Raw genomic sequence first — 21,738 nt, 5'->3', positions numbered from 1 at the left:
TCTCCTTCAGTTTAAATCAGATCAGATAATATAAGGCTGTTGAGCATGAAGCCGAATACGATGCAGTTTTCCTTCCATACGAACTTAAACTCCTGTTGCTTACTTAAATACAGTGGTTGTAATAACCACAGTATAAAGATCCGCAACTACAAAGTCAAATCTATCCTTTCTGACCTTCCCTAAACTGTTCGAAAAAGCTGAACCACAGCCACTTGTCACAAGCCACTGACAAAGCTTAATGGTTCCCGGATGTGCTGTTCTTCTCCTCCCGGCGGGAAAACCAGGTCGCGAGCAACGAGCCGGAAATATTATGCCACACGCTAAAAATCGCACTCGGTACAGCAGCAATCGGATTAAAATGAGCTGCTGCCAGCGCAGCGCCCAGTCCGGAATTCTGCATTCCCGTTTCCAGCGTAACAGCTTTACGCTTGGAAAGATCCATGCCGAACAGCTTGGCAAACCAATATCCAAGCAGGAACCCGATACCGTTATGCAAAATAACCACACCAAAAATAATCGGACCTGTCTCCAAAATCTTGCCTTTGCTGCCTGCAATCACAATAGCCACGATGAGCATAATCACCAGTGTTGATATGAGCGGCAGCGCCTGGACACTGGCTTCTGCCTGTTTGCGAAATAGCGATTTGACGATAACACCCAACACAATGGGGACAATAACTACGATGAGAATATCCATGATCAGCGACTTCGCATCAATATTCATCCAACGTCCAGCAAGCAGGTTAATCATCGCCGGAGTAGCCAGTGGAGCAATCAGCGTCGACACCGAAGCAATCGACACGCCCAATGCCACGTCGCCTTTGGATAAGAGCGTCATTACGTTGGAGGCAGTTCCACTCGGACAACAGCCTACCAAAATGACACCTACCGCAATATCCGGTGGCAGCTGCAATACTAATGCCAATCCAAAGGCCAGAAACGGCATAATCAGATAATGCCCGACCACACCAATAGCCACATCCACTGGGCGCCGGAATACTTCACGAAAGTCAGCCGCAGATAAAGTTAATCCCATCCCAAACATGACAATGCCCAGAAATAACTGTATGTATCCTTTCAACCCTGTAAACGCCGCAGGAAAGAAAAATCCCAAGCATGCAAATAAAAGTACCCAGATGGAAAAGGTTCCTCCTACAAATTTCCCTACTTTCTCCAAGCCATTCATTCTACTTATCTCCTTACTTCTATATAAGTTGAATCTGAGGAATTTCAGCTTATATAGTGCTTAAAATTTTCACCATTGTACTACATATGACTGCATATACATACAACTTTTTATGATTATACCGGGATCAAGAAACTTTTTCCCGTTAGGACATATTCGAAAGCAAAGTGGGTATATTCATAATAGAAGTTGTGACCAGTCGGTCATTTTGGATCATCATTCGTTGAGGAGGAGATATCCCTATGTCACGAAGCCATCCGTATAAATGGTGGAATATTATTGCATTTATCGCTGTCGTTCTCGTTAACATTCTGGCTTCTACACTTCCTATCGGCGGCAGAAGCACTGCTGCTGTATCCAACATGTACCCTACCTTGATCACACCAGCGGGTTATGCTTTTTCCATCTGGTCGGTCATCTACGTACTGCTCGCCTGCTTTGTCGTGTACCAAGCTACACCTACAGGGCAATCCAAGACAAGCGTTCAGTCCATCGGTATTTTTTTTATTCTAGGCTGTCTCTTCAATATCATCTGGATTTTCCTCTGGCAGTATGTATACGTAGAGCTGTGCGTCATCGTCATTATTCTATACTTGCTTTCCCTGAGCGTCGTGTATGTACGTACCCGCACGCCGCAGCCAACCCTTGGAGAAATGTGGTTCGTCAAGCTACCGTTCAGCCTCAATCTCGGTTGGGTATCCATTGCTACTATTATCAACATTGCAGTGGCACTGGAAAAGAATGAATGGAGTGGCTGGGGACTCAGCGATACGACATGGGCGATTATTATCCTGCTCATCGGCACCGCATTGGCGATCATGGTCAGCTTCCCTTATCGCGACAGCATTTATCCTCTCGTATTTGTATGGGCCTATGTCGCCATCGCCGTCGAGCATCCGAACAATGAAAATGTACGGCTAGCCGCATTGATCTTGGCGGCAATCATTCTGGTGTACGCGCTATGGCTATTCTTTGCCCGTAATCGAGACCGGGATTAAAGAAAACGAATATGATCTCTAGCAAGAACAAGCGAGTTTGGGTCTGAATCATCTAGCCCAAGCTCGCTTGCTTTGTTTATTCATTTTAACCATGTGATTAGGTATGGACTTTAAGCAAATCTATAAGCTTGCTTGTCGAGTGATCTGCATTGATTTTCTTCATATTGATAATATAATCCGACCTTTTTTCATACAAACGAAGTATCATGTCGACAAATCGTTCAGATTCCAAACAAAACACATTAAATTTGAGCAAACGGGTGTCTCTATTTAACAGGGACACCCGTTTGCCATGCAAACTTTTTATTTTATGAACGGATCTTTCAGACTATTCGCCCTTCAATGCAATGACTTCAATCTCTACCAGTGCATCCTTGGGCAGACGAGCTACCTCCACCGCACTGCGTGCTGGGTAGGGTTGTTCAAAGAAAGAACTGTACACCTCATTGACGCTGACAAAATCGTTCATGTCCTTCAGGAATACAGTCGCTTTCACAACCTGGTTCATGTTGCTGCCTGCCGCTTCCAGAATGGCTTGTACATTGCTCAAGGACAGGCGTGCCTGCTCCTGTACATCCTTACCAAACTCACCTGTTGTCGGATTCAGTCCAAGCTGTCCCGAAGTGTAAATAAACCCGCCTGCCTCTACCGCTTGGCTATAAGGGCCGATAGCACCGGGTGCTTTTTCAGTAGCAATTGTTTTTTTCATATGGGATGGATTCTCCTTCCTGATACTGGTTCACCGTATTATAGCATGTGCAGTCCAATGCCACTATTCCGTGCGACGGGTTAACGTACAGGGTTTCTTTTAAGACACCTCATTGGGAAGGTCTATATTTTTTTATTTCCGCTGTAACCTTTAGCACCTATGTATCATCTAACTCCTATAACCTGCTACAAAATAAATTTTATAAATCCAGATACAGGTACAATGAACATAGCTAGTATAGACGGAAGTTTGGCGCAAGTCCTGAGACATCTACAAAACAATTAAATGTTGCTTTCGAGTTAACTCGAAAGTATATACTGTGTTCATGGAAAAGTTACTAACTATTCGACAGGTTGCTGATGTTACGAATCTTAGTGTTCACACGCTTCGCTATTACGAGAATATTGGTCTTCTTAACTCAATCCACCGAAATAAAAATGGTTACCGTTATTATTCACCTGAAGATATCACTTGGATTAAGTTTTTGACTCGACTGAAAGCTACAGGAATGTCAATCAACAAAATGATCGAAATCGCTGAGTTAAGGAGGCAGGGCGATTCAACTATAACTACAAGGAGGGTATTTCTCGAAGAGCACTATAAAGAAGTTCAAGAGCATATGATTGAACTTCAGAAAAATCTAAATTTACTTGCAGATAAAATCGTTATCTATAAGGAGATGGAGAAGAATTATGAATTAGAACATAAGATGGACAAAGCATGATCTTAATACTGTTTTATAATATATATGTTTATATATTAGTTTAAAATATAAGGAGAAAATTTCACATCCATATGAAAACGTCATTTGTAACCTTTATCATTGCCCTCGGCGTATTTGGAATAGTTAATACCGAGCTTGGAGTTATAGGTATTTTACCGCAGATTTCGAATCAATTCCAAGTCAGCATTTCTCAAGCTGGTATGCTTGTAAGCATGTTTGCGCTTATCATTGCCATCTCTGGTCCGTTCATGATTTTATTATTTTCCGGAATAAACCGAAAAAAAATCTTAGCAGGAGTGCTTGCTATTTTTACAATTGCCAATCTTGTTTCAGCATTTGCCCCCAACTATTCTGTCCTATTGTTTTCTCGTATTTTACCTGCTTTTCTCCATCCTGTTTATTTCTCAGTAGCATTTTCAGCAGCTGCAAGTTCTGTTCCCAAAGAACAAAGTGCTAAAGCAGTTTCCAGAGTTTTTACAGGATTAACTGTGGGGATGGTTTTAGGCATTCCAATCACATCATTTATTGGGGATCAGTTTTCACTCGAAGCTGCTTTTCTCTTTTCTGCTGTTATTAATGCTTGCACATTAATCGGTATAATAACTTGGATTCCATCCATGTCAGTAAAAGAAAAGTTATCTTATGGGAAACAGTTGAAAATTTTGGTTAAGCCACAATTGTGGCTCAACATTGCGGCCACTTGTTTCATTCTTGCAGCTTTGTACTCCGTATATTCTTATTTTGCTGAATACCTTAGAATAGTGACAAACATGAATGGTAAAACGATAAGTATCATGTTAATTCTTTTCGGAGCGAGCGGTGTTTTCGGTAATCTACAGGCAGCTAAGCTATTAAGCAAGAGTATAGTTAAAACAACCATTTTTTATCCTCTGCTGCTCGGAATCATTTATCTGCTGGTATTTTCTGCGGGGAATTACACGATTCCGATGATCCTTATTATCATTGCGTGGGGAGCTGTTTTTACAAGCGGCCTCATTATAAGCCAAACCTGGCTAACCTCTGAGGCCTCAGAAGCATCTGAGTTTGGCAATAGCTTGTTTGTATCCTTTGCAAATTTGGGTGTAACGATAGGCACCGCCTCAGGTGGCTGGTTCTTATCCCAAATGGGAATACACCAGATTGTATGGAGTGGTGTATTGTTTCTGATGCTTGCACTTATCTCCATTGGAGTAAAAATCAAGCTCTTTGATTTAAAAAAAGTTAAGGTTTAATGTTAATGTCACCACTGGAGGCCGTTGATGTTGGTGTAGCTAAAAATATGTTGATCATCTAAAAATCGAAGGAGAAAAAGAAAATTTGAAATGATCGTTGTACTGCTTTTTAAGACTTAATAATCCAGCGCGGGGGGATTAAATTACGGTAATAGCTAATGGCAACCGGACACGTCATTATATTGATGAATTAGAGATTACGGTGGATGTGCCACAACATACTACCACCAATAAAACACAAATAACGCCGCTGTTGTCATTTTTAACCCTAGCCGTGGTTTTATACGTTCTCATCAGGAGCCGTTCCTGTACCGGGTTCCTCATCATTGGATGTTAGTTCTGCTCCGATGACTCGAATGATGTCGTTCGGATAAATATGTACGCCACTCGCCTGTGCGAGAGCAATTCGTACCATGGCTCGTGCGATGACCGAGGCCGGGATAGCGCGGTAGGAAGCGAGCTTGCCCGTCATCAGGCCGTCCAGTGCCTTCATGACAACAGCGGCAGCGGCTTCACCCAAACGTCGTTCAGGTCTCGCGCCCAAAATCAGCGACGGACGGAACAAATGCAGCGCAGGCAATGCGACAGCAGCAAGCGCCTCTTCAGCCTCACCCTTGGTGCGATTATAAAACACGCGTGAGTCTGGATCGGCGCCCATCGCAGAGACCGCAAGCATCTGTACCGCTCCAGCTTCTTTGCCCAACTGGGCTGTCAGCACCGGGTAGTCTAGATCCACCTGACGGAACTGCTCCTTGGAGCCCGCCTTTTTCATTGTTGTCCCAAGGCAGCAAAAAACATCATCCACCCCTTCGAAGGCGAACGCCGCTTTCTGCGGCTGTTCCCAATCGATGAGCGCCTGCTCCAGCTTGGGATGCTTGATGTCCAATGGACGTCTGCCCATAACCATGACGCGGTTGTATTCCTTTTGCACCAGCAGCTCTCGTACAACATAACCCCCGACAAGCCCTGTTGCACCCACAACGACCGCTTTGCGTTCCATGATAGACCTCCTTTGTGCCATAGCGCTCCTGCTCCTACAATTGCGATTAGGTTAATTTAAAGGGTTGTTCGTCCGCCTCCTTGCTTTTGGACGGACACATCGGTAGGTACAGGGAAAATGTACTTCCCTTGCCCTCCTCACTCTCCAGACGGATAAACCCGCCCAACAAGCGGGAAAAATCACGGCTGATGGACAATCCCAACCCAGTTCCTCCATATTTACGATTAATGGAACCGTTCGCCTGCTGGAATGCCTCAAAAATAACATGCTGCTGAAGATTGGAAATACCGATGCCCGTATCTTTTACAGCAAATACAACCCAATCTCCCTCTTGTCCCTTTCGATCCAGATGTTGTGTACTGATTTCCAGCAATACACGTCCTTCATGAGTGAACTTAAAGGCATTAGACAACAGATTACGCAAAATTTGCTGTACGCGTTTGGAATCAGACCGGATTTCATTCGGTATAGGCTCATGCTCCTTCAAGCTGAATTCCAGATTTTTATCCTTCGCTGTGACCTCAAAATGCATCATCATCACCTGCGCTATCTCACGTACACTGACTGGCTCACTTACGATTTCCATGTGCCCAGCCTCGACCTTGGATAGGTCCAGAATATCGTTGATCAATTGGAGCAAATCATGCCCTGAGGCATAAATTAGATCACTGTACTGGTCTAGCTCGTCCTCATCCAGCTCTTTTCCCTGCTCGTTGATAATTTGCGCCAGATTAATGATGCTGTTAAGAGGTGTACGTAACTCATGCGACATCGTTGCCATAAAATCCGATTTATATTGGGAAGCCATCATCAGTTGCTTGGCACGTTCCTCTAGAATGACCTTTGCCTTCTGCAACTCATCTCGCTGCTCTGATAACAACTCATTCGCCTGCTTAATCTGATGATTCCGCTGCTGCTCCATCTGAAAGTCACGTAAAATCAGAGCAAATAAAAAACTGAGAACGATGCCGATAGGCAGTGTAAGAGGAACAACCTCCGCTACATAATAGCGCCAGGGAATGACGCCTAGAAAGGCAATATTTAACGTATTTACGATATTAACCGCTAAAATGGTTACCGATGCCTTGATAATCAAACGCCAGGTGGAACGGCGCATCCAGTAGTTCAATCCGGCGCACAGGACGCCCAGAATGCTCATATTCAAAAAGCCGACCCACGCCGCCATATGCAGGCCGAAGGTAAATCTCGTAAGTCCGATTGCGACCCCAATAATAATAAGCGTATAAGAGCGAGGATACACCAACGCCGCGATAATCAGCGGTACGAAACGCAGATCAAAAATAACTGTTTCACTAAAGTTAAAACCAAAGCAAGAGCTGACCCATCCGCCAAATATCACTAGCAGCACCGAGCTGACATATTTGAACCGCGAAGAGGTACGACTCAAACCATATTTATAAATCACGTTCGCCACATAGGCAACGGCAATCAGCATCCCCAAATTCATTAAAAACATCATTGAAAATTGCATGGACTCACACTCCCATAGCGCAAAAAATTGGATGCCAGGCCTATGTTAACCGCGTCTGCCTTTCTTGTACATCATAACATGAAGCCCCATCTTTCGACATGTCAAAAGATCTTATATCCGTATATAAAAAAAGCGAACCTCAATGGCTCGCCCTAGTGCTGATACCTATAGAGTCAGCTTGTGATGCCTTTGTTCCGGCGCCACTCTTTGACAAATAATTCGGCAAAATAAGGGTCCCACTGGGTTCCCTTTCCCTCTTCCAATATCATAACCGCCTTCTCTTCCTTCATACCTTGCCGATAGGGACGATCAGACGTCATCGCATCATAAGCATCCGCTACAGCAATGATTCGCCCGAATAAGGGGATATCTTCCCCTGCGAGCTGGTCAGGGTATCCCTTGCCATCATAACGCTCATGGTGCGAGCGCACGCCGGGCAAATAAGGGGCCATAGCATAAGCCGGCTCAACTTGCCGGAGAATGCTCTCTCCCATAACCGGGTGCATTTTAATCTGATCAAACTCCTCGTCCGTCAGCTTGCCGTCCTTGAGCAGCACAGCGTCAGCTACGCCGATTTTACCGATATCATGCAGCAAGGCTGTTTTGCGCAGCAAGTCGAGGTCCGTCTCATTCAAACCTCCCTTGCGCCCAATGAGTACGGAATATTCAGCTACACGCAAAGAATGTCCTGCGGTATAGGCATCTCGCGCATCCAGTGCTGCCGCCAAGGTGGCGAAGTAACTGTCCAATAGCTGACCGTTCTTCTCTTCCCGTTCCTTCAGGCCCTCGATCATGATGTTAAATCCTTCGACCAGCTCCGCAAATTCGTCGGAATACAAATCGCTGGCATTACTGTTCAGGCGGCCTTCCTTCACTTCATTCATTTTTTCCAGCAGATGGTGGATCGGTTGTTCGATCTCACGGGTCAGCAACCTGCCGCCCAGATAAGCAAAGGCTACACCAAAAATTAAAATCGTACCCGCCCAAGCCCAATAGGAGCTAGAATCCGTCGCCTCCAAACGTTCCAGGCGAATCTGTGTAGCTAAACAAAATAAAAATAAAGGAAAAGCACCAATGAGCGTCGCACTTAACTGAAATTTATGCCGAAGCGATAGCAGGACTCGTCCTCGCAGAGACAGGTTTAATCCATATTGCTGGTAGGTTCGATCACGAATTTCCTCCAGAAGCGGTTTGATTGCTCTCATGGTCAGGAAAAATTCAACCAGTGCGTGCATGGAAGCGACCAGACAAGCTCCTATACAGGCGATTCCTACATAATAAAAGGGAAAAGTAAGTTGTCCAGTATGTATCATCCATAACGCAATAACGGTTGCCGGGATAGAGAAGCCTAACAAATGCGGTCCAACAATACGTAAAACTGACAAATTAGGCAGATGATGAACCCGGATATACACCGCTTCTACATCCTTAAGCGTTTCCTGGTTACCTAGAAAAAAACGATGAACGGGTCTCAAATGCATTCGAAACACTATAGTTTCACAAGCAATCATAATAACGCTGGAAAATGCAATGATTTTAACAAGACCCAGAATTTCATAGTGGGCTACATTTAACGTGGAAAATACAAAAATCATACCTACCAACAATACAGCGATAAACGAACCTATAATATAGTTCAGGATAACATGCTGAATAAAGCGCTTATAGGTCGGCAAATTGCTACCCCTCTTTTCATCCGTACACTCTAAAATATCTTGTGTATTCAATATCGGAGTCCAACCATCAAAAGTTTACCTTCTTGCTCGAGCATTTTACATAAATACGAGGACGGCTTTTAATCTGCAATTTATAGATGGAAAATCATCTTATTCTTAATTAAGAAACTCGCGAGGGAAGGACATTTTAGCCAACATTTTTTCCAGTCTATCATCAAAAAACCAAAAATGACTTGTGTTTTATAATCATTCTTGCTATACTATTAGAATATGTATTAACCCCATAAGATTCCACGCAACAAGCTATTACTCCTAATCACCGTATGGAGCTTCTCCAAATTTTATGTATAACCCTAATGTAGAATTTTGAGCTTTTGCCGAAGATTTTCACATTCACACTGGCGCGGTCATCGGAGCCGCAAGGACGAAAGAGAGGTAGGGCTTTTGTCGTTTGGAAAATGAACAGTGGAATCACACTGCCCCTTATGAACATGCTGACCATATAATGCAAGGTAGCAGGGGTTGAATATATATTATGCCATCAAACGATGAAGTTTGAGCAGGCCGTGCAGTATATGCAAACTGCACCATCCTCCGGATGATCCCCGGGGGATTTTTCATATACGGAAAGCATATCTATGAACAAAAAAGTGGCCCTGCCGATACATCGGCAGGGCCTATAGCTTGATCAAAAAGGGGTTAATAGGGTCATTATAGTCTCGCTTTCTTAAAACTAAATGATATGCACCTTAAAAACTCATTAATTTTCCAGTTTTATATACCTTCTAATAATTCGTCCAATATTCTGTACCATCGGGCGGCATCGTTTGCGTAGTGGAACGTCTTGTTTCCGCTTGGGTGCGCCTTTGGGTCGAGGGACGTTCCCACCCTTCCAGTAAAACAACATGCTGGGTACCCGAATTGTTATCCCAAGTAATGTATCGCTCCTGTTCCATATGTCGCAAGGCGACTGTAATTTCAGCGTCTCGCTTGCCTGTTTTTACGGTCAATTCCGCCATTGTGGGCATGTGGCGATGCTGGGCGAAATAATTATACAAAATACGTAGCAGCTTTCGTTCCAAATCTGGCAACATCGTCTTCCCTCCTACAAAGAACATATGTTCCCATTATAACATATAAAAATGCACCCTCCTACTGGAAGATGCATTCGGGCTTGTATGCCCATGTTGAATTTAGTTTTTTTCCTTCTCCTGACGACCAATAGAGCGCAACCACCAAGCGATTCCACCAACACTTCCAAGTGCCAGAACCGTTAAGAAAATAATATAGAACAAATGAAATGCACGATCACTCATGGCAATCGCCTCCTTACTTTATGTATACACTTTCCAGCTAAGCCTGTAAACCTCTTTTTAGTCCCACGTTCTAATTTTCCCCAAGCACTCGACAATAGATACTTGCTTGAGATCTATCGGTACATACTAACTAAAAGTGGTTAATACCAAATATGAGACAGAACCAAGGAGGTTATTGAATATGAAATTCCTATTGATCGTGATCATCGTCGTGCTGATCGTTGTATTGCTTATGAGAAGACGCAGATAAGCAGAGTCATCCTCCATCGTTAAAAAATACAAAAAAAGGCTTTCGGTGATGTACCGAAAGCCTTTATCCATCTGAGGTTAAGGCGTAATTTACGCCTTGTTCTTCTTGTTATATTTAATAAAAGCAATTACAAGCGCTACAGCAAACAATATTCCGCTGACCACCCATGTTGTCAGAAATGCCATACCCAAACCGACATTAGACCCCATCGTCGGGTGATTCATGGCAGTAAACACTGATCCCTGCATCATAAATATGGTACAGAACAAAACAACGGGCGCTAAAATAATCGTGCTTGCTGTCTTTCGAGTACCAGATACTGCGATCACGCACAGAGCGGAAATCACCAAGATCACCCAATATATAACTGCTTCCCAAATCACTGAAGTGCCCACCTGTTCAACCTCTTTTCTATCCATTCGTATATGCCTCTTCTATTGTAACAGACGTCACACAGTGAACCAAGCCATAATTTGATCAGAAAAGGGGTAAACCCTGCGGATAACGTAAATAATGTACAGTAGCGATCCTACACCAAAGACATGAAAGGAATTGATCCCATGAGAAGTGCAAGTCCTTTTGTCATTGTAAACGATGTGCAGCAGTCCATTGATTATTACCAATCGGTGTTAGGTGGGAAAATCAAAGTGCTAAACAAGCAGGAAGGCAAACTCTTGCACGCTGAACTTCACCTGGGTAGCAGTCATATCCATTTTTCAGATTCCTACGGTAAACCGCTCAAAGCGCAGCATGTCCAAATCATTCTTGACTGTGAAAGTGAGGACGAGCTTAAGCAAGCTTACCACGCACTAGCAGAAAAAGGTACCGTTACCGTGGAGCTACAAGATACTTTCTTTGGTGCGCTGCACGGCGAAGTAACGGATCACCTCAACCAGATTGGATGGGTGATGAACTATTTTAAGAGATGATTACGTTCAGCCATAACCGAATACGTCTTATAGCCACCATCAACGTTCCTCACCCGATAACCGTATTGAGTCAAAATTCTGGCCGCAATATAGCCTCGCAGACCGACTTGGCAGGATACCGCGATCTCCATATCACTAGGGATTTCTGCCATCCGCTCTCTAATCTCGGCCAGAGGAATATGAACAGAACCTGGAATGGCTCCTGCCTGAAGCTCCACCGCATCCCTTACATCAATTATAAGACCACCATTGCGGTGAAAATCATCAACTTCATGCCACTGTATCGTTTGGACCAGTCCATCCATGATATTCGAAGCCACGTAACCCGCCATATTCACAGGGTCTTTTGCTGAAGAATAGGGAGGTGCATAAGCAAGTTCAATATCAGCCAGTTCACGGACGTTCAAATGACCACGAATAGCCGTCGCAATCACATCAATCCTTTTGTCTGCTCCATCAGCTCCAACAGCCTGCGCCCCATAGATCATCCCGTTCTCAGGATTAAAGAGCAGCTTCATAGCAATGGGTGATGCGCCAGGGTAATAGCCGGCATGCGAACCAGGATGAATATGAACAGCCTGATAAGGAACGCCCAGCCGCTGCAATGTTTTTTCATTATTGCCTGTAGAGGCTGCAGTCAATGCAAAGGTCTTAATTACGGATGTTCCGAGCGCGCCATCATAAGAAATTGCCTGACCGTTAATATGATCCGCCGCCAATCGCCCCTGGCGATTGGCTCCCCAAGCTAGCGATACCATCGTTGCAAACCCATGATTGCGGTCTTTGACCTGGATGGCATCCCCCACCGCATAAATGGCCGGATCGCTGGTTTGCAGTTGAGCGTTTACCTGAATGGCCCCGCGAAAACCCAGTTCCAATCCGCTATGCTTGGCCAACTCATTTTCAGGAACAACACCGATCGCCAGAATAACCATGTCCGTCTGAAGCACACCCCCGGAGGTCAAACGGAGCCGTGTACCCTGCTCTTCAAAAGCCGTGACTCCTTCCTCTAAACGCACCTCCACCCCGTTCAGCTTCATATGTTGTTCCACCAGTTTGGCCATTTCAGGGTCTAGCGGATTCAGCAATTGTTGTCCCATGTCAATAATGGTTACTGCAAGTCCACGCTCCCGCAAATTCTCGGCCATCTCCAGCCCAATAAATCCGGCCCCGATCACCGTGGCATGTTTTGGATGCCTTTCATCTACATATGCCTTAATAACGTCCGTGTCATGAATGTTTCTTAACGTAAATAAATTCGCAGCTTCATGTAATCCGGGAATGTCCGGTATCATCGGTTTGGCCCCCGGCGACAATACCACTATGTCGTACGGCTGCTCATCCGTTTCCCCTGTGATCATATCCCGGAAGCGGATGAGCTTATGCTCGCGGTCTATTTGTATCACTTCTTTCAGTACCCGTACATCTATATTAAATCGGTCTCTTATCCCTTGAGGCGTCTGGAGAAACAGCTTCTCCCGCGCATGAATTGTCCCGCCAATATAGTAGGGAAGACCACAGTTCGCAAAAGAAACATGCTCTCCGCGTTCAAACAGAATAATCTCGTCTTCCTCACTCCATCTGCGCAATCTCGCCGCAGCAGAAGCTCCACCTGCTACCCCGCCAATAATAACTATTTTCCTACCCATTTCTTCTCCTCCTTACATACCCTATGGGGTATAATATATACCTATGGGGGTATGTTGTCAACACACAAAAAGACGGAGGTTGCCCCCCGCCTGATCAAACACTGAACGAATACCGTTCTGGGTCGAAAAATCACTTGCGAATGCTATACGAATACTCTATCATACCTGGCTTAACAAGCCGCAAACTACTGATAATTACTGCTGGCTGGCCGCGATCGCCTGCTCCAGATCGTACAAAATATCGTCTATCGCTTCTGTCCCGACAGATAGACGTAGAAGCTCCGGTTTGACTCCGGCAGCGACCTGTTCTTCCACATTCAACTGCTGGTGCGTTGTGCTTGCCGGATGAATAATCAAAGACTTGGAATCACCCACATTCGCCAAATGAGAAAATAGCTTTACATTCGCAATTAGCTTGCTTCCCGCTTGGCTTCCACCTTTAATACCGAAGGTCAGAATCGCTCCCTGTCCCTTTGGCAAGTATTTCTGAGCTAATTCGTAGGACGGGTGGCTTGGCAGGCCGGTGTAGCTGACCCACTCCACATCCTTGTGGCCTTCGAGATATTGCGCTACCTTCAAGGCATTTTGACTATGTCTTTCCAACCGCAGATGAAGTGTCTCCAAGCCCTGAAGCAGCAGCCATGAATTAAACGGAGAAATGGCCGCTCCCAAGTCCCGCAGCAATTGGACCCGTGCCTTGATAATATATGCGATAGGCCCCACCGCCTCGGTGTAAACAACTCCGTGGTAGCTCGGGTCCGGCTCAGTCAGCCCCGGGAAACGACCACTCGCTTTCCAGTCAAACTTGCCGCTGTCCACGATCACCCCACCAATAGACGTGCCGTGCCCGCCAATAAACTTCGTTGCAGAATGCACAACAATGTCCGCTCCGTATTCGATAGGACGCAACAAGTAAGGACTTGGGAACGTGTTATCCACAATCAGCGGAATACCATATTCATGCGCAATCGCCGCTACAGCTTCCACATCCAGCACATTGCCCTGTGGGTTGCCAATCGTTTCGGCAAATAATGCCTTCGTCTTATCTGTAATGGCTTTGCGGAAGTTCTCTGGGTCATCCGAATCGACAAAATGTACTTTAATGCCCAATTTCGGCAGTGTTGTAGAAAATAGATTATATGTACCGCCATACAGACTGGAGGCCGACACAATTTCATCCCCAGCTCCCGCAATATTCAGGATGGAGAAGGAAATTGCCGCCGCTCCCGAAGCCGTTGCCAACGCGCCAGCCCCGCCTTCCAACGCGGCGATCCGTTGCTCGAATACATCCGTGGTCGGATTCATCAGACGCGTATAAATGTTGCCGAATTCTTTCAGCGAGAACAAATCAGCCGCATGCTCCGCATCCCGAAATCCATATGAAGTGGTTTGATACAACGGAACGGCGCGGGCAAAGGTAGTAGGATCAATTTGTTGTCCGGCATGGACAGCCAGAGTTTCGAATGACAGCTTGCGTTCTTCTGACATGATTATTTCCTCCCTTGTTATACGTGCTGTATGAATCGTCTCTTCCTGTATGCGTACTCATGGATGATTTTTCAATCATTCTCGCACAAAAAGAACGATTTGGGAAGATAATTCTCATTATTCAGATAGGATATATTAAAATGTTCAATTCAACTCCCAAGGAATAACTCTTAGTCCCGGCCAATTGGCTCTCCATCTTTGTACCTTGTTATTGTATATCTCTTGGGTTATCTGGACTTTATTAGCCCTCACGATCAACCCAAACAGATCATTTAATCCAAAAGGGGCGTAAACTTTCCAAGCTCCGCCCTCTGTCCTTCGCACGCCTAAGGCCGTAGCAGTCGTAGGCCACGTATTGATAGCTTCCTCTAGAGAGTTATACGGTTGGATCGTATAGCCAAAATGCTGTTCATACCACAAGTGAACGCGCGCCTGATTTTTAATATCCAGACGGACAGGCATATCCATATCTCCAAACTGTTCCCTGACGTTATGGATCACCTCGCATTCTTTGTCATACGATACGTCGGCATCATAATACACAAAATCAACATCGTTAATCCCATGTTGAAGGGGCAAGCCGAGCAGGTGATTCCAGACACTTTGCGCAATACACCCGGCACCTACGTAATAATGCTTTATTTCTAACTCAACTGCTTTCTGCAACACTGCATCCAGCATAGGGTTTGACTCTATAATCCGGGTTAGACCATCCATCTGAACAGCAAGATCCTGATTATAAACAGAGAAATTGGTTTTCAACTTGTACCCTCCATTTTCTAAAATAAATGCTTCATCAGGATTTATTTACATTTCATTATATCATCAGGTTTCAGACCGGAAGGTTTTGCCCAACTGCTCCCCAAGGCCGAAATAATGGCGGAAGTTATAGATGAGCGGGCTCCACTTTGCCGGATCAATATGGTTCTCACCGAGGATCATATCCTGATGAACATGCACCTGTACAGCTTGGGTTTCGACGATTGCAAAATAAGGAGAATGCTCAGGAATCCGTACCTCCTTCACCTTGGCTTCAATTTGAATAGGGCATTCTCTGATTCGGTCGGGTTTGACCAAACTCGAGTCAATCGAAGTTAGTCCACTGACTTCATATTTATCTTTTTGATATGTAAATCCATTTTTCTTCTTTTCCGCTGGAACAGGATTCTTGCCTGTATAAGGAGCCAAACGTTCTACATTTTCCCACATAGAAGGTCCCGGAACGTTAATTACACATTCGGGATGCCGCTTCATATTTTCAAATGCTTTTCCGCCTATTCCAATGCCTAGTACCACACAATCTCCTAATGCCCATGAGGAGGAAATAGGGCTAATATTGGTCGTTCCATCCTCATTCAGCGTGTTGAGTAAAATCACAGGGGTTCCGTAATATAAAATGCTAGGGTTAATCGTTTTAATGCCTGGGCTGAGATTCATCTGATTCATCTGATTTATTTCATTTATTTGATTCATTTGGTCTATCATCCCTTCACCTTCTGTTCATGTCTTCCTCCTTATTATAAAATGTAAATACTTTAACTTTCATCGAAGTATGGATTACAAAGGGGGATAACTGTGCCATGAGCACCAAATCAAATGTAGCCATGATTGCTTCTCTCGTCAGCGAGCCTTCCCGCGCAGCTATACTCACCGCTTTATTAGACGGCAGATTTCATACGGCAAGCGAATTGGCCCATATGGCAGGCATCAAACCGCAAACCGCCAGCTTCCATTTGGCTAAAATGACCGAGGCTCAAATCGTTACTGTGGAGAAACAAGGGCGGCACCGTTATTATGGCATTCAAAACCCCGAAGTGGCCCGAGTGATGGAATCACTTTTATCCATAGCTCCGCCCGTTCAGATTAAATCATTCAAACAAGCCTCCGAAGACGAGGCCATACGGTTGGCAAGAACTTGCTACGATCATATTGCGGGGCATTTAGGCGTGCAGATCATGAATTTTTTCATTCAAAAGGGGATTCTTTTCGAAGATCAGGACGGGCTTCATATCACGGAACCAGGAGAGGCTTTCTTCACTGACTTTCAGATTGATCTAAAAAAAACAAGACAAAAGCGCCGCTCCTTCTCACATAAATGCCTGGATTGGAGTGAACGACGCCATCACCTTGCAGGTGCTTTAGGAAGTGCTGTTCTAGACAGATTATTCGAATTAAATTGGATCGAGCGTCTGCCCACAACCCGAGCGATACGTATTACAGCCGATGGTAAAAAAGGTTTTAAAGAGATATTTTCGATAGAAGTCGACTAGATCATCATAGTTCTAGTCCTTCTCTTATTCCGCATTGGATTTTATGATTGGAGACAAGGCCAGTTGTTTTCTCGTCATTGGACGGACATAGGCATAATTGTTTTTTGGAGCCTTTCCTTTTGCTACACCTGCTTTATATCTTCCAGCTCCAGCCGGGATGGCGACCAAGGTTCCGTACGTTCTCATCGCTCGTTCAATCGGGAAAGATGTAGAACGCGTTCCGTCTGTAGATCCGGCAAAATGGACCGCGGCCGCATAGTTGTTCAACCGATCGTTACTGTCATTCAGCCATACGGAACCCGAATCTCCAGGCCCAGTTCGTCCCTGGGTAAAACGAATGACGGTTTGATCACGGAAAATCTTGATTCCCGAATCGCCTCCACGACTCCTCTGGCGAAGCCGTTGGTTTTAGCCATTCTTTTAAACGTCATTCCCAGACGGTAGCTCAATAAGTGCCCGGGTACGGTAATGAGGCCACCACTCTGGTTAATCAGATACCTCGGGTTAAGCAGACTGTTTGAATTGGCAATAGCGATGGCGGAGTCCTGAAAGTTAACACCTGTCGTAGTAAGCGGGACAAATTGAAAAGCTCTCCCGATCTGATCCGCCGTTCTGCCCCCATCTGCCGGGGAAGGCTGAATGGTATTGTGAAATTGGTTTGTATTCGTCGGGACTAGAACATGGGCATTACTCAAAATAAACAAAGTATTATTCTTAATAACAATGAGTCCTCCGGTTCCTCCTGCAGTGGTGGGAACCGTCGTTCCTACACTGACCGCACCGGGCACGGGGCGCCATCTTTGGCGAGGGTTCGTTTGGGTAGGAGCCGCCGCTTCCCTTTTGAAGGAACCCACACCTAAAATTCGGATAGGTACTGCAGAAGCCCGACTTATATTATGGGTTACTGCCTGCAATTTGGTTTGCGTCACAGCCGAAAGATTTCTCAAGGTATATAACACAATCGCCGCACCCTTTGCGGGTCTGTTAGGATCAGCATAGCCTACTCCAATCCCTGTTACTCCGTTCCGCTTTAGCATCGTTCGCCAAATCCGACTCTTCAACTTGAAGGCTTGATAAAAGGTAGCCACAGCCACATACATCCCCTTTTCATAGTCAATGATGTATATACATATGACTAATCCGCACATCATGACTGTGCGTTTCCCCAGAACAATGAAAAAGGTGTGGGCTAGATGAACTGTTCATTGATCAACCTTCCTTGAAGAACTCTACCATTTCTTCAAATGATTGCTGAGCTGAGTGTACGTTATATCGGGGAGAGTACGGGTCACTGAATCCGTGCTGTCCACTGAATTTATGTACCCGGATATTACGGTTGTCTAAAGTTGAAATGAGCTCATCCACATTAAATGATGGTTCTTCCTGTGGGAAAAAAAGCAGTATTGGACCATGTGGAGCTATTTCTAAATAATTTCTAATACGAGAGCCATAGTATCCTACGATTCCATCAACATACTTTTCTTTACTACACAGCCAGGCAATCGTTGCCCCTATGCTAAATCCGACGATAAATACCTTTTTATAACGAGCTCGATTACTTAATAATAAACTTTCGATATGATAGAAAGCGCGGTCAAATCCTACATTCTCCATAAAATTGGTGTAGGCAGTTTCCTCTTGCGAATAGTCATAAGGCGTTTCCTTGCCTAGTAAATTTGGACAAATGACGTCATAACCCTGATCTGATAATAGGCTACAAAAATTTTGTATATGCTGGTTAATCCCATAAATCTCATGCAGCACAACAATTAGGGTGTCCGACTTTTTATCTATGCTTATCATGTTGTCCCCCTAACCAGGATTGGATATGGGAAAATAATTCATCCGGATACGCGTATTTATACTTAGCTGCCACTTCCGAGGATAATCGTTTGAACAACTCAAAGGATACGACCAGTGCTTCCCAACTATGATTGGTATCATATTCCCCAAAAGATTTTTTCAAATCAGCAACGACATCTTGGTCAGCCCATTCATTTATGAATTTTCCTGCATGCCAAGTATCATATTCCCATCCATGTACAGCTTTTGCATGCCACTCTATCATTTGCAGCAATAATTGTTTACAGTCCATATCTCTTTGCTTAGCTACCCACAGATCATTGCGCAAAATTTGTTTAGCCACATAGAGAGAGGCGAAGCAATACATGTTAACAACCTGTAGATAAGCACCTTCAGATATCGGAGGAGTATCCGGGATCGTTGTGGATTGAGGGATGATGTGGTTTCCATTTCCCGTCTTATCGAGCAGCATCCTGACCCCCCGCTGAAATCCTTCAGGAATACGTCCATTTTTGATTATATGATCCAGATCAGAGGTATGACGGAATAGAAAATCAACCTCAGCCCCTTGGTCAAAGAGAACGAGTTTTTCCGGATCTCCTTTTGCCGTTCGAAACATAAAGCTGGTCCAAACCTTGCCGATGCTTAACAACCATTGATCATTTTGAAGATAGTAATCTGGATTCGTTGAAAAGACGACTACATCCAAGTCAGAAAACTCATCAAAAGGTTTGTCCTCTCTTGCCCGGGACCCAACGATATAAACCGCAATAATTTCCTCATTAGAGAGTCCCCATTCGGATATACGCTCCTCAAGCACTTCGTAAGCATTATTCATTACAATATATCCTCCTTTTTTAGAAAACATTATATCCAATCCAATAATTACGGTATATATTTTTAGTTAACATTCAAAGGAATGCTGCCTGATATACACCAATCATCAAATCATTTCCCAATCTTCAGCCTGTGATATAATTCTTTCAATATTACAGTTTGGAAGGATGGTGCAAATGTCGGAGCAGCGAGTATACATCCGGTTCTCTGAGGAGACGGACGCCGCAGAGTTGGCAGCAATGTACAAGCGCAATCAGGAGTTCTATGATAAGTTTTCGCCAAACAACCAAGAGAAGTACTATACGGAGGAGTACCAGCTCCAGACGATTATTAAGAGCAAGACCGACATGATGGAGGATCGGAAATATTCCTTTGTGGTATGCCACAAGGAGGACGACCGGATTATAGGCAGCATAGGTCTATCTTTTGTGGTGAGAGGACCGCTTCAGAGCTGTATGATCGGATACAGCCTAGACCAAGCATATAACGGCAAGGGTTATACGACGGAGGCGGTGAAGCAGGTGGTTCGCTATGCTTTCGATGAGCTAAAGTTTCACCGGATCTTCGGGGAAGCCTCTCCTCGGAATCCAGGATCCATCCGTGTGCTTGAGAAGGCTGGCTTTCACAAAGAAGGCATCTCTCGAAGCAACGTAAAGATCAACGGAAAGTGGGAGGATCACCAGGTACTGGCGATTATAAATCCGTCTGAGGATATCTAGTTTAAAAGGAGGGTATTATGAAGTATCAATCAATCAAACTGCATGAAAAGTTATCTAAATTTAGTGATCATTGGTCTCCGAAAGTTATTGGTGAAATGAATGACTATCAATTTAAATTGGTGAAAATAGTCGGGGATTTTGTATGGCACGATCATCAAGATACCGACGAGGTCTTTATTGTACTTGAGGGCGAGATGTTCATTGATTTTAGAGATGGACGGGTACAGGTTTCTCAGGGAGAAATGTTTATTGTACCTAAGGGGGTCGAACACAAGCCTTTCGCACATGAAGAGTGCCATATCATGCTAGTAGAGCCGAGAGGTGTAGTAAATACTGGAGGAGCGGAGTCAGAATTAACGGCAGTCAATGATATTTGGATTTAAATATATAACAATAATTAGAAGATAGTGAACAAGAGAAATTGAGGCTGCTCGAAAATGGAGCCGTATACACTCGGCAGCTGTCTATTTTTTCACTAAGCAACGGGCAGGAGGATAGTTAAACAAAAATTCGAGAAAGGAAACGTATGGTGGATGATAAGAAACGCAGAATTTAAGAATAGTTATGCAGGATGGCGAGAAGTAGAAATAAAGGATTCCTCCCTAGGCATTACATTTCCCATGATGGTAATGTATCCAGCGGACGAGCCCGAACAAATAGAGCGATTGGGTCCATACCAGTTAGAGTTGGCGAGAGAGGCAGAGCCATCGGAAGGAAGGTTCCCTTTGGTTATCATCTCTCACGGTACTGGCAGTACGCCGCTTGTGTATCGGATTTTGGCGCAGCATTTAGCACGCAACGGTTTTATTGTCGGCATTCCAGAGCATCCATTTAACAATCGTAATGACAATAGTTTGGAAGGAACAGCCCAGAATCTTATCTATAGACCTAGACACCTTAATATGGCCACCGACTGGTTTTTCGACAGCATGCTGTTCAAGGACAAATTAATACAGAATGCTGTGTCGCTCATTGGACATTCCATGGGCGGTTACACGGCATTAGCAGCGGTGGGTGGCGTACCGACTTCTTTTCCTCACGAGACCCCGGATGGGAAACCTCAGCTTATAGAGGCTACACCAAATCACCGAGTAAAATGCCTCGTTTTACTCGCACCAGCGTCGGTCTGGTTTCGAGCTGAAGGTAGCCTGCGTGCGGTTAATCTACCTATCTTAATGATGGATGCAGAGAAGGATCAGTACACTCCTTCTTTGCATGCGCGTATAATATTGGATGGCGTGCCAGATCCTAAGAAGGTACAATACAAAACCGTAAAAAACGCCGGACATTTCTCCTTTCTGAGTCCTTTCCCGGAATCGATGAGGACTTCGGCCTTTCTCCCATCGCAAGACCCTCCCGGCTTTGATCGCGAACATTTCCATAGGAAGCTTAATGCTGACATATTGGATTTTCTATGTACTCATACACGTTAGTTGAATGATAACAGCGGCTGTCTAAGA

The 21,738-nt window shown here is 44.7% G+C and carries 24 protein-coding genes; 8 read left to right on the top strand and 16 right to left on the bottom strand.

What is annotated here, in order from left to right; translation table 11 throughout:
• Positions 1-235: 235 nt before the first annotated feature.
• Entirely contained in the window at positions 236-1,186 is a 951-nt protein-coding gene (locus tag NLX73_RS18415; protein WP_254326937.1) for a bile acid:sodium symporter family protein, read from the bottom strand.
• 242 nt (positions 1,187-1,428) lie between these two features.
• Between NLX73_RS18415 and NLX73_RS18410 the strand changes: the two genes are divergently transcribed.
• Positions 1,429-2,184, top strand: a complete 756-nt coding sequence (locus tag NLX73_RS18410) for a tryptophan-rich sensory protein (protein WP_254326936.1) — start codon at positions 1,429-1,431, stop codon at positions 2,182-2,184.
• Between the two features lie 328 nt (positions 2,185-2,512).
• Here the strand turns inward: NLX73_RS18410 and NLX73_RS18405 are convergent, their stop codons facing one another.
• Entirely contained in the window at positions 2,513-2,893 is a 381-nt protein-coding gene (locus NLX73_RS18405) for a RidA family protein (protein WP_254326935.1), read from the bottom strand.
• A gap of 325 nt (positions 2,894-3,218) precedes the next feature.
• On the opposite strand from NLX73_RS18405, the gene NLX73_RS18400 reads away from it, so the two are divergent.
• Both NLX73_RS18400 and NLX73_RS18395 read left to right on the top strand, forming a co-directional pair.
• A complete protein-coding gene (locus NLX73_RS18400; protein ID WP_254326934.1) occupies positions 3,219-3,617 on the top strand; it encodes a MerR family transcriptional regulator in 399 nt (132 codons plus the stop codon).
• A gap of 65 nt (positions 3,618-3,682) precedes the next feature.
• The gene (locus NLX73_RS18395) at positions 3,683-4,849 is read left to right on the top strand and encodes an MFS transporter (RefSeq protein WP_483311708.1); all 1,167 of its coding nucleotides are present in this window, start codon (positions 3,683-3,685) and stop codon (positions 4,847-4,849) included.
• 280 nt (positions 4,850-5,129) lie between these two features.
• Here NLX73_RS18395 and NLX73_RS18390 read toward each other — a convergent pair whose 3' ends face one another.
• The 6 genes from NLX73_RS18390 to NLX73_RS18370 form a co-directional block, all read right to left on the bottom strand.
• Positions 5,130-5,849 carry an NAD(P)H-binding protein gene (locus NLX73_RS18390; protein WP_254326932.1) on the bottom strand — a complete coding sequence of 240 codons (720 nt, stop codon included), beginning with the start codon at positions 5,847-5,849 and terminating at the stop codon, positions 5,130-5,132.
• 46 nt (positions 5,850-5,895) lie between these two features.
• Complete coding sequence (locus NLX73_RS18385) at positions 5,896-7,341, bottom strand: ATP-binding protein (protein ID WP_250267324.1); 1,446 nt, start codon at positions 7,339-7,341, stop codon at positions 5,896-5,898.
• A gap of 173 nt (positions 7,342-7,514) precedes the next feature.
• Complete coding sequence (locus NLX73_RS18380; RefSeq protein WP_254326931.1) at positions 7,515-9,017, bottom strand: HD-GYP domain-containing protein; 1,503 nt, start codon at positions 9,015-9,017, stop codon at positions 7,515-7,517.
• Between the two features lie 785 nt (positions 9,018-9,802).
• Complete coding sequence (locus NLX73_RS18375; RefSeq protein ID WP_254326930.1) at positions 9,803-10,111, bottom strand: LexA family transcriptional regulator; 309 nt, start codon at positions 10,109-10,111, stop codon at positions 9,803-9,805.
• A 99-nt stretch (positions 10,112-10,210) separates the two neighbouring features.
• Positions 10,211-10,333, bottom strand: coding sequence for a hypothetical protein (locus NLX73_RS25015; protein ID WP_257785344.1), 123 nt, complete (start codon positions 10,331-10,333; stop codon positions 10,211-10,213).
• A 339-nt stretch (positions 10,334-10,672) separates the two neighbouring features.
• Complete coding sequence (locus NLX73_RS18370; protein ID WP_023986776.1) at positions 10,673-11,002, bottom strand: hypothetical protein; 330 nt, start codon at positions 11,000-11,002, stop codon at positions 10,673-10,675.
• 141 nt (positions 11,003-11,143) lie between these two features.
• Between NLX73_RS18370 and NLX73_RS18365 the strand changes: the two genes are divergently transcribed.
• A complete protein-coding gene (locus NLX73_RS18365; RefSeq protein ID WP_254326929.1) occupies positions 11,144-11,512 on the top strand; it encodes a VOC family protein in 369 nt (122 codons plus the stop codon).
• On the opposite strand, the gene NLX73_RS18360 is transcribed toward NLX73_RS18365, so the two are convergent.
• The 4 genes from NLX73_RS18360 to NLX73_RS18345 all read right to left on the bottom strand — a co-directional run bounded on the left by NLX73_RS18360 (position 11,497) and on the right by NLX73_RS18345 (position 16,122).
• Positions 11,497-13,161 carry a CoA-disulfide reductase gene (locus tag NLX73_RS18360; protein ID WP_254326928.1) on the bottom strand — a complete coding sequence of 555 codons (1,665 nt, stop codon included), beginning with the start codon at positions 13,159-13,161 and terminating at the stop codon, positions 11,497-11,499. The two genes, NLX73_RS18365 and NLX73_RS18360, sit on opposite strands and share 16 nt — an antisense overlap.
• 195 nt (positions 13,162-13,356) lie before the next feature.
• Complete coding sequence (locus tag NLX73_RS18355) at positions 13,357-14,649, bottom strand: homocysteine synthase (RefSeq protein WP_023986774.1); 1,293 nt, start codon at positions 14,647-14,649, stop codon at positions 13,357-13,359.
• 144 nt (positions 14,650-14,793) lie between these two features.
• Entirely contained in the window at positions 14,794-15,411 is a 618-nt protein-coding gene (locus NLX73_RS18350; protein WP_254326927.1) for a nucleotidyltransferase family protein, read from the bottom strand.
• Positions 15,412-15,474: 63 nt separating this feature from the next.
• Positions 15,475-16,122 carry a flavin reductase family protein gene (locus tag NLX73_RS18345; protein WP_483311707.1) on the bottom strand — a complete coding sequence of 216 codons (648 nt, stop codon included), beginning with the start codon at positions 16,120-16,122 and terminating at the stop codon, positions 15,475-15,477.
• Between the two features lie 107 nt (positions 16,123-16,229).
• On the opposite strand from NLX73_RS18345, the gene NLX73_RS18340 reads away from it, so the two are divergent.
• Positions 16,230-16,919 (top strand): ArsR/SmtB family transcription factor, encoded by a 690-nt coding sequence (locus tag NLX73_RS18340; RefSeq protein WP_254326926.1) that lies wholly within the window; start codon positions 16,230-16,232, stop codon positions 16,917-16,919.
• A 24-nt stretch (positions 16,920-16,943) separates the two neighbouring features.
• Here the strand turns inward: NLX73_RS18340 and NLX73_RS18335 are convergent, their stop codons facing one another.
• The 4 genes from NLX73_RS18335 to NLX73_RS18320 are packed head-to-tail and all read right to left on the bottom strand — an operon-like array spanning position 16,944 to position 19,560.
• The gene (locus NLX73_RS18335) at positions 16,944-17,186 is read right to left on the bottom strand and encodes a hypothetical protein (RefSeq protein ID WP_254326925.1); all 243 of its coding nucleotides are present in this window, start codon (positions 17,184-17,186) and stop codon (positions 16,944-16,946) included.
• A 17-nt stretch (positions 17,187-17,203) separates the two neighbouring features.
• Positions 17,204-18,070, bottom strand: a complete 867-nt coding sequence (locus NLX73_RS18330) for a hypothetical protein (protein ID WP_254326924.1) — start codon at positions 18,068-18,070, stop codon at positions 17,204-17,206.
• A 58-nt stretch (positions 18,071-18,128) separates the two neighbouring features.
• Positions 18,129-18,722 (bottom strand): dienelactone hydrolase family protein, encoded by a 594-nt coding sequence (locus NLX73_RS18325; protein ID WP_254326923.1) that lies wholly within the window; start codon positions 18,720-18,722, stop codon positions 18,129-18,131.
• The gene (locus tag NLX73_RS18320) at positions 18,706-19,560 is read right to left on the bottom strand and encodes an aminoglycoside 6-adenylyltransferase (RefSeq protein WP_254326922.1); all 855 of its coding nucleotides are present in this window, start codon (positions 19,558-19,560) and stop codon (positions 18,706-18,708) included. The genes NLX73_RS18325 and NLX73_RS18320 overlap by 17 nt, the downstream gene beginning before the upstream one ends.
• Positions 19,561-19,735: 175 nt before the next feature.
• Between NLX73_RS18320 and NLX73_RS18315 the strand changes: the two genes are divergently transcribed.
• The 3 genes from NLX73_RS18315 to NLX73_RS18305 all read left to right on the top strand — a co-directional run bounded on the left by NLX73_RS18315 (position 19,736) and on the right by NLX73_RS18305 (position 21,711).
• The gene (locus NLX73_RS18315) at positions 19,736-20,278 is read left to right on the top strand and encodes a GNAT family N-acetyltransferase (protein WP_254326921.1); all 543 of its coding nucleotides are present in this window, start codon (positions 19,736-19,738) and stop codon (positions 20,276-20,278) included.
• 17 nt (positions 20,279-20,295) lie between these two features.
• Positions 20,296-20,661, top strand: a complete 366-nt coding sequence (locus NLX73_RS18310; protein ID WP_023986767.1) for a cupin domain-containing protein — start codon at positions 20,296-20,298, stop codon at positions 20,659-20,661.
• Positions 20,662-20,811: 150 nt separating this feature from the next.
• Positions 20,812-21,711 (top strand): alpha/beta hydrolase family protein, encoded by a 900-nt coding sequence (locus tag NLX73_RS18305; protein ID WP_254326920.1) that lies wholly within the window; start codon positions 20,812-20,814, stop codon positions 21,709-21,711.
• The last annotated feature ends 27 nt before the right edge of the window (positions 21,712-21,738 follow it).

The organism is Paenibacillus sp. CH40, assembly GCF_024213605.1.
Taxonomy (GTDB): Bacteria; Bacillota; Bacilli; order Paenibacillales; family Paenibacillaceae; genus Paenibacillus; species Paenibacillus polymyxa_B.
The sequence above is the reverse complement of the archived record's forward strand: the minus strand, read 5'-3'. Positions and strand labels throughout refer to the sequence as shown.

Coding starts and splice junctions, on each gene's coding strand:
- NLX73_RS18415 (WP_254326937.1), bottom strand. CDS start 1,186: ATGAATGGCTTGGAGAAAGTAGGGAAATTTGTAGGAGGAACCTTTTCC.
- NLX73_RS18410 (WP_254326936.1), top strand. CDS start 1,429: ATGTCACGAAGCCATCCGTATAAATGGTGGAATATTATTGCATTTATC.
- NLX73_RS18405 (WP_254326935.1), bottom strand. CDS start 2,893: ATGAAAAAAACAATTGCTACTGAAAAAGCACCCGGTGCTATCGGCCCT.
- NLX73_RS18400 (WP_254326934.1), top strand. CDS start 3,219: ATGGAAAAGTTACTAACTATTCGACAGGTTGCTGATGTTACGAATCTT.
- NLX73_RS18390 (WP_254326932.1), bottom strand. CDS start 5,849: ATGGAACGCAAAGCGGTCGTTGTGGGTGCAACAGGGCTTGTCGGGGGT.
- NLX73_RS18385 (WP_250267324.1), bottom strand. CDS start 7,341: ATGCAATTTTCAATGATGTTTTTAATGAATTTGGGGATGCTGATTGCC.
- NLX73_RS18375 (WP_254326930.1), bottom strand. CDS start 10,111: ATGTTGCCAGATTTGGAACGAAAGCTGCTACGTATTTTGTATAATTAT.
- NLX73_RS25015 (WP_257785344.1), bottom strand. CDS start 10,333: ATGAGTGATCGTGCATTTCATTTGTTCTATATTATTTTCTTAACGGTT.
- NLX73_RS18370 (WP_023986776.1), bottom strand. CDS start 11,002: ATGGATAGAAAAGAGGTTGAACAGGTGGGCACTTCAGTGATTTGGGAA.
- NLX73_RS18365 (WP_254326929.1), top strand. CDS start 11,144: ATGAGAAGTGCAAGTCCTTTTGTCATTGTAAACGATGTGCAGCAGTCC.
- NLX73_RS18360 (WP_254326928.1), bottom strand. CDS start 13,161: ATGGGTAGGAAAATAGTTATTATTGGCGGGGTAGCAGGTGGAGCTTCT.
- NLX73_RS18355 (WP_023986774.1), bottom strand. CDS start 14,649: ATGTCAGAAGAACGCAAGCTGTCATTCGAAACTCTGGCTGTCCATGCC.
- NLX73_RS18345 (WP_483311707.1), bottom strand. CDS start 16,122: ATGAATCAAATAAATGAAATAAATCAGATGAATCAGATGAATCTCAGC.
- NLX73_RS18340 (WP_254326926.1), top strand. CDS start 16,230: ATGAGCACCAAATCAAATGTAGCCATGATTGCTTCTCTCGTCAGCGAG.
- NLX73_RS18330 (WP_254326924.1), bottom strand. CDS start 18,070: ATGATGTGCGGATTAGTCATATGTATATACATCATTGACTATGAAAAG.
- NLX73_RS18325 (WP_254326923.1), bottom strand. CDS start 18,722: ATGATAAGCATAGATAAAAAGTCGGACACCCTAATTGTTGTGCTGCAT.
- NLX73_RS18320 (WP_254326922.1), bottom strand. CDS start 19,560: ATGAATAATGCTTACGAAGTGCTTGAGGAGCGTATATCCGAATGGGGA.
- NLX73_RS18315 (WP_254326921.1), top strand. CDS start 19,736: ATGTCGGAGCAGCGAGTATACATCCGGTTCTCTGAGGAGACGGACGCC.
- NLX73_RS18310 (WP_023986767.1), top strand. CDS start 20,296: ATGAAGTATCAATCAATCAAACTGCATGAAAAGTTATCTAAATTTAGT.
- NLX73_RS18305 (WP_254326920.1), top strand. CDS start 20,812: ATGATAAGAAACGCAGAATTTAAGAATAGTTATGCAGGATGGCGAGAA.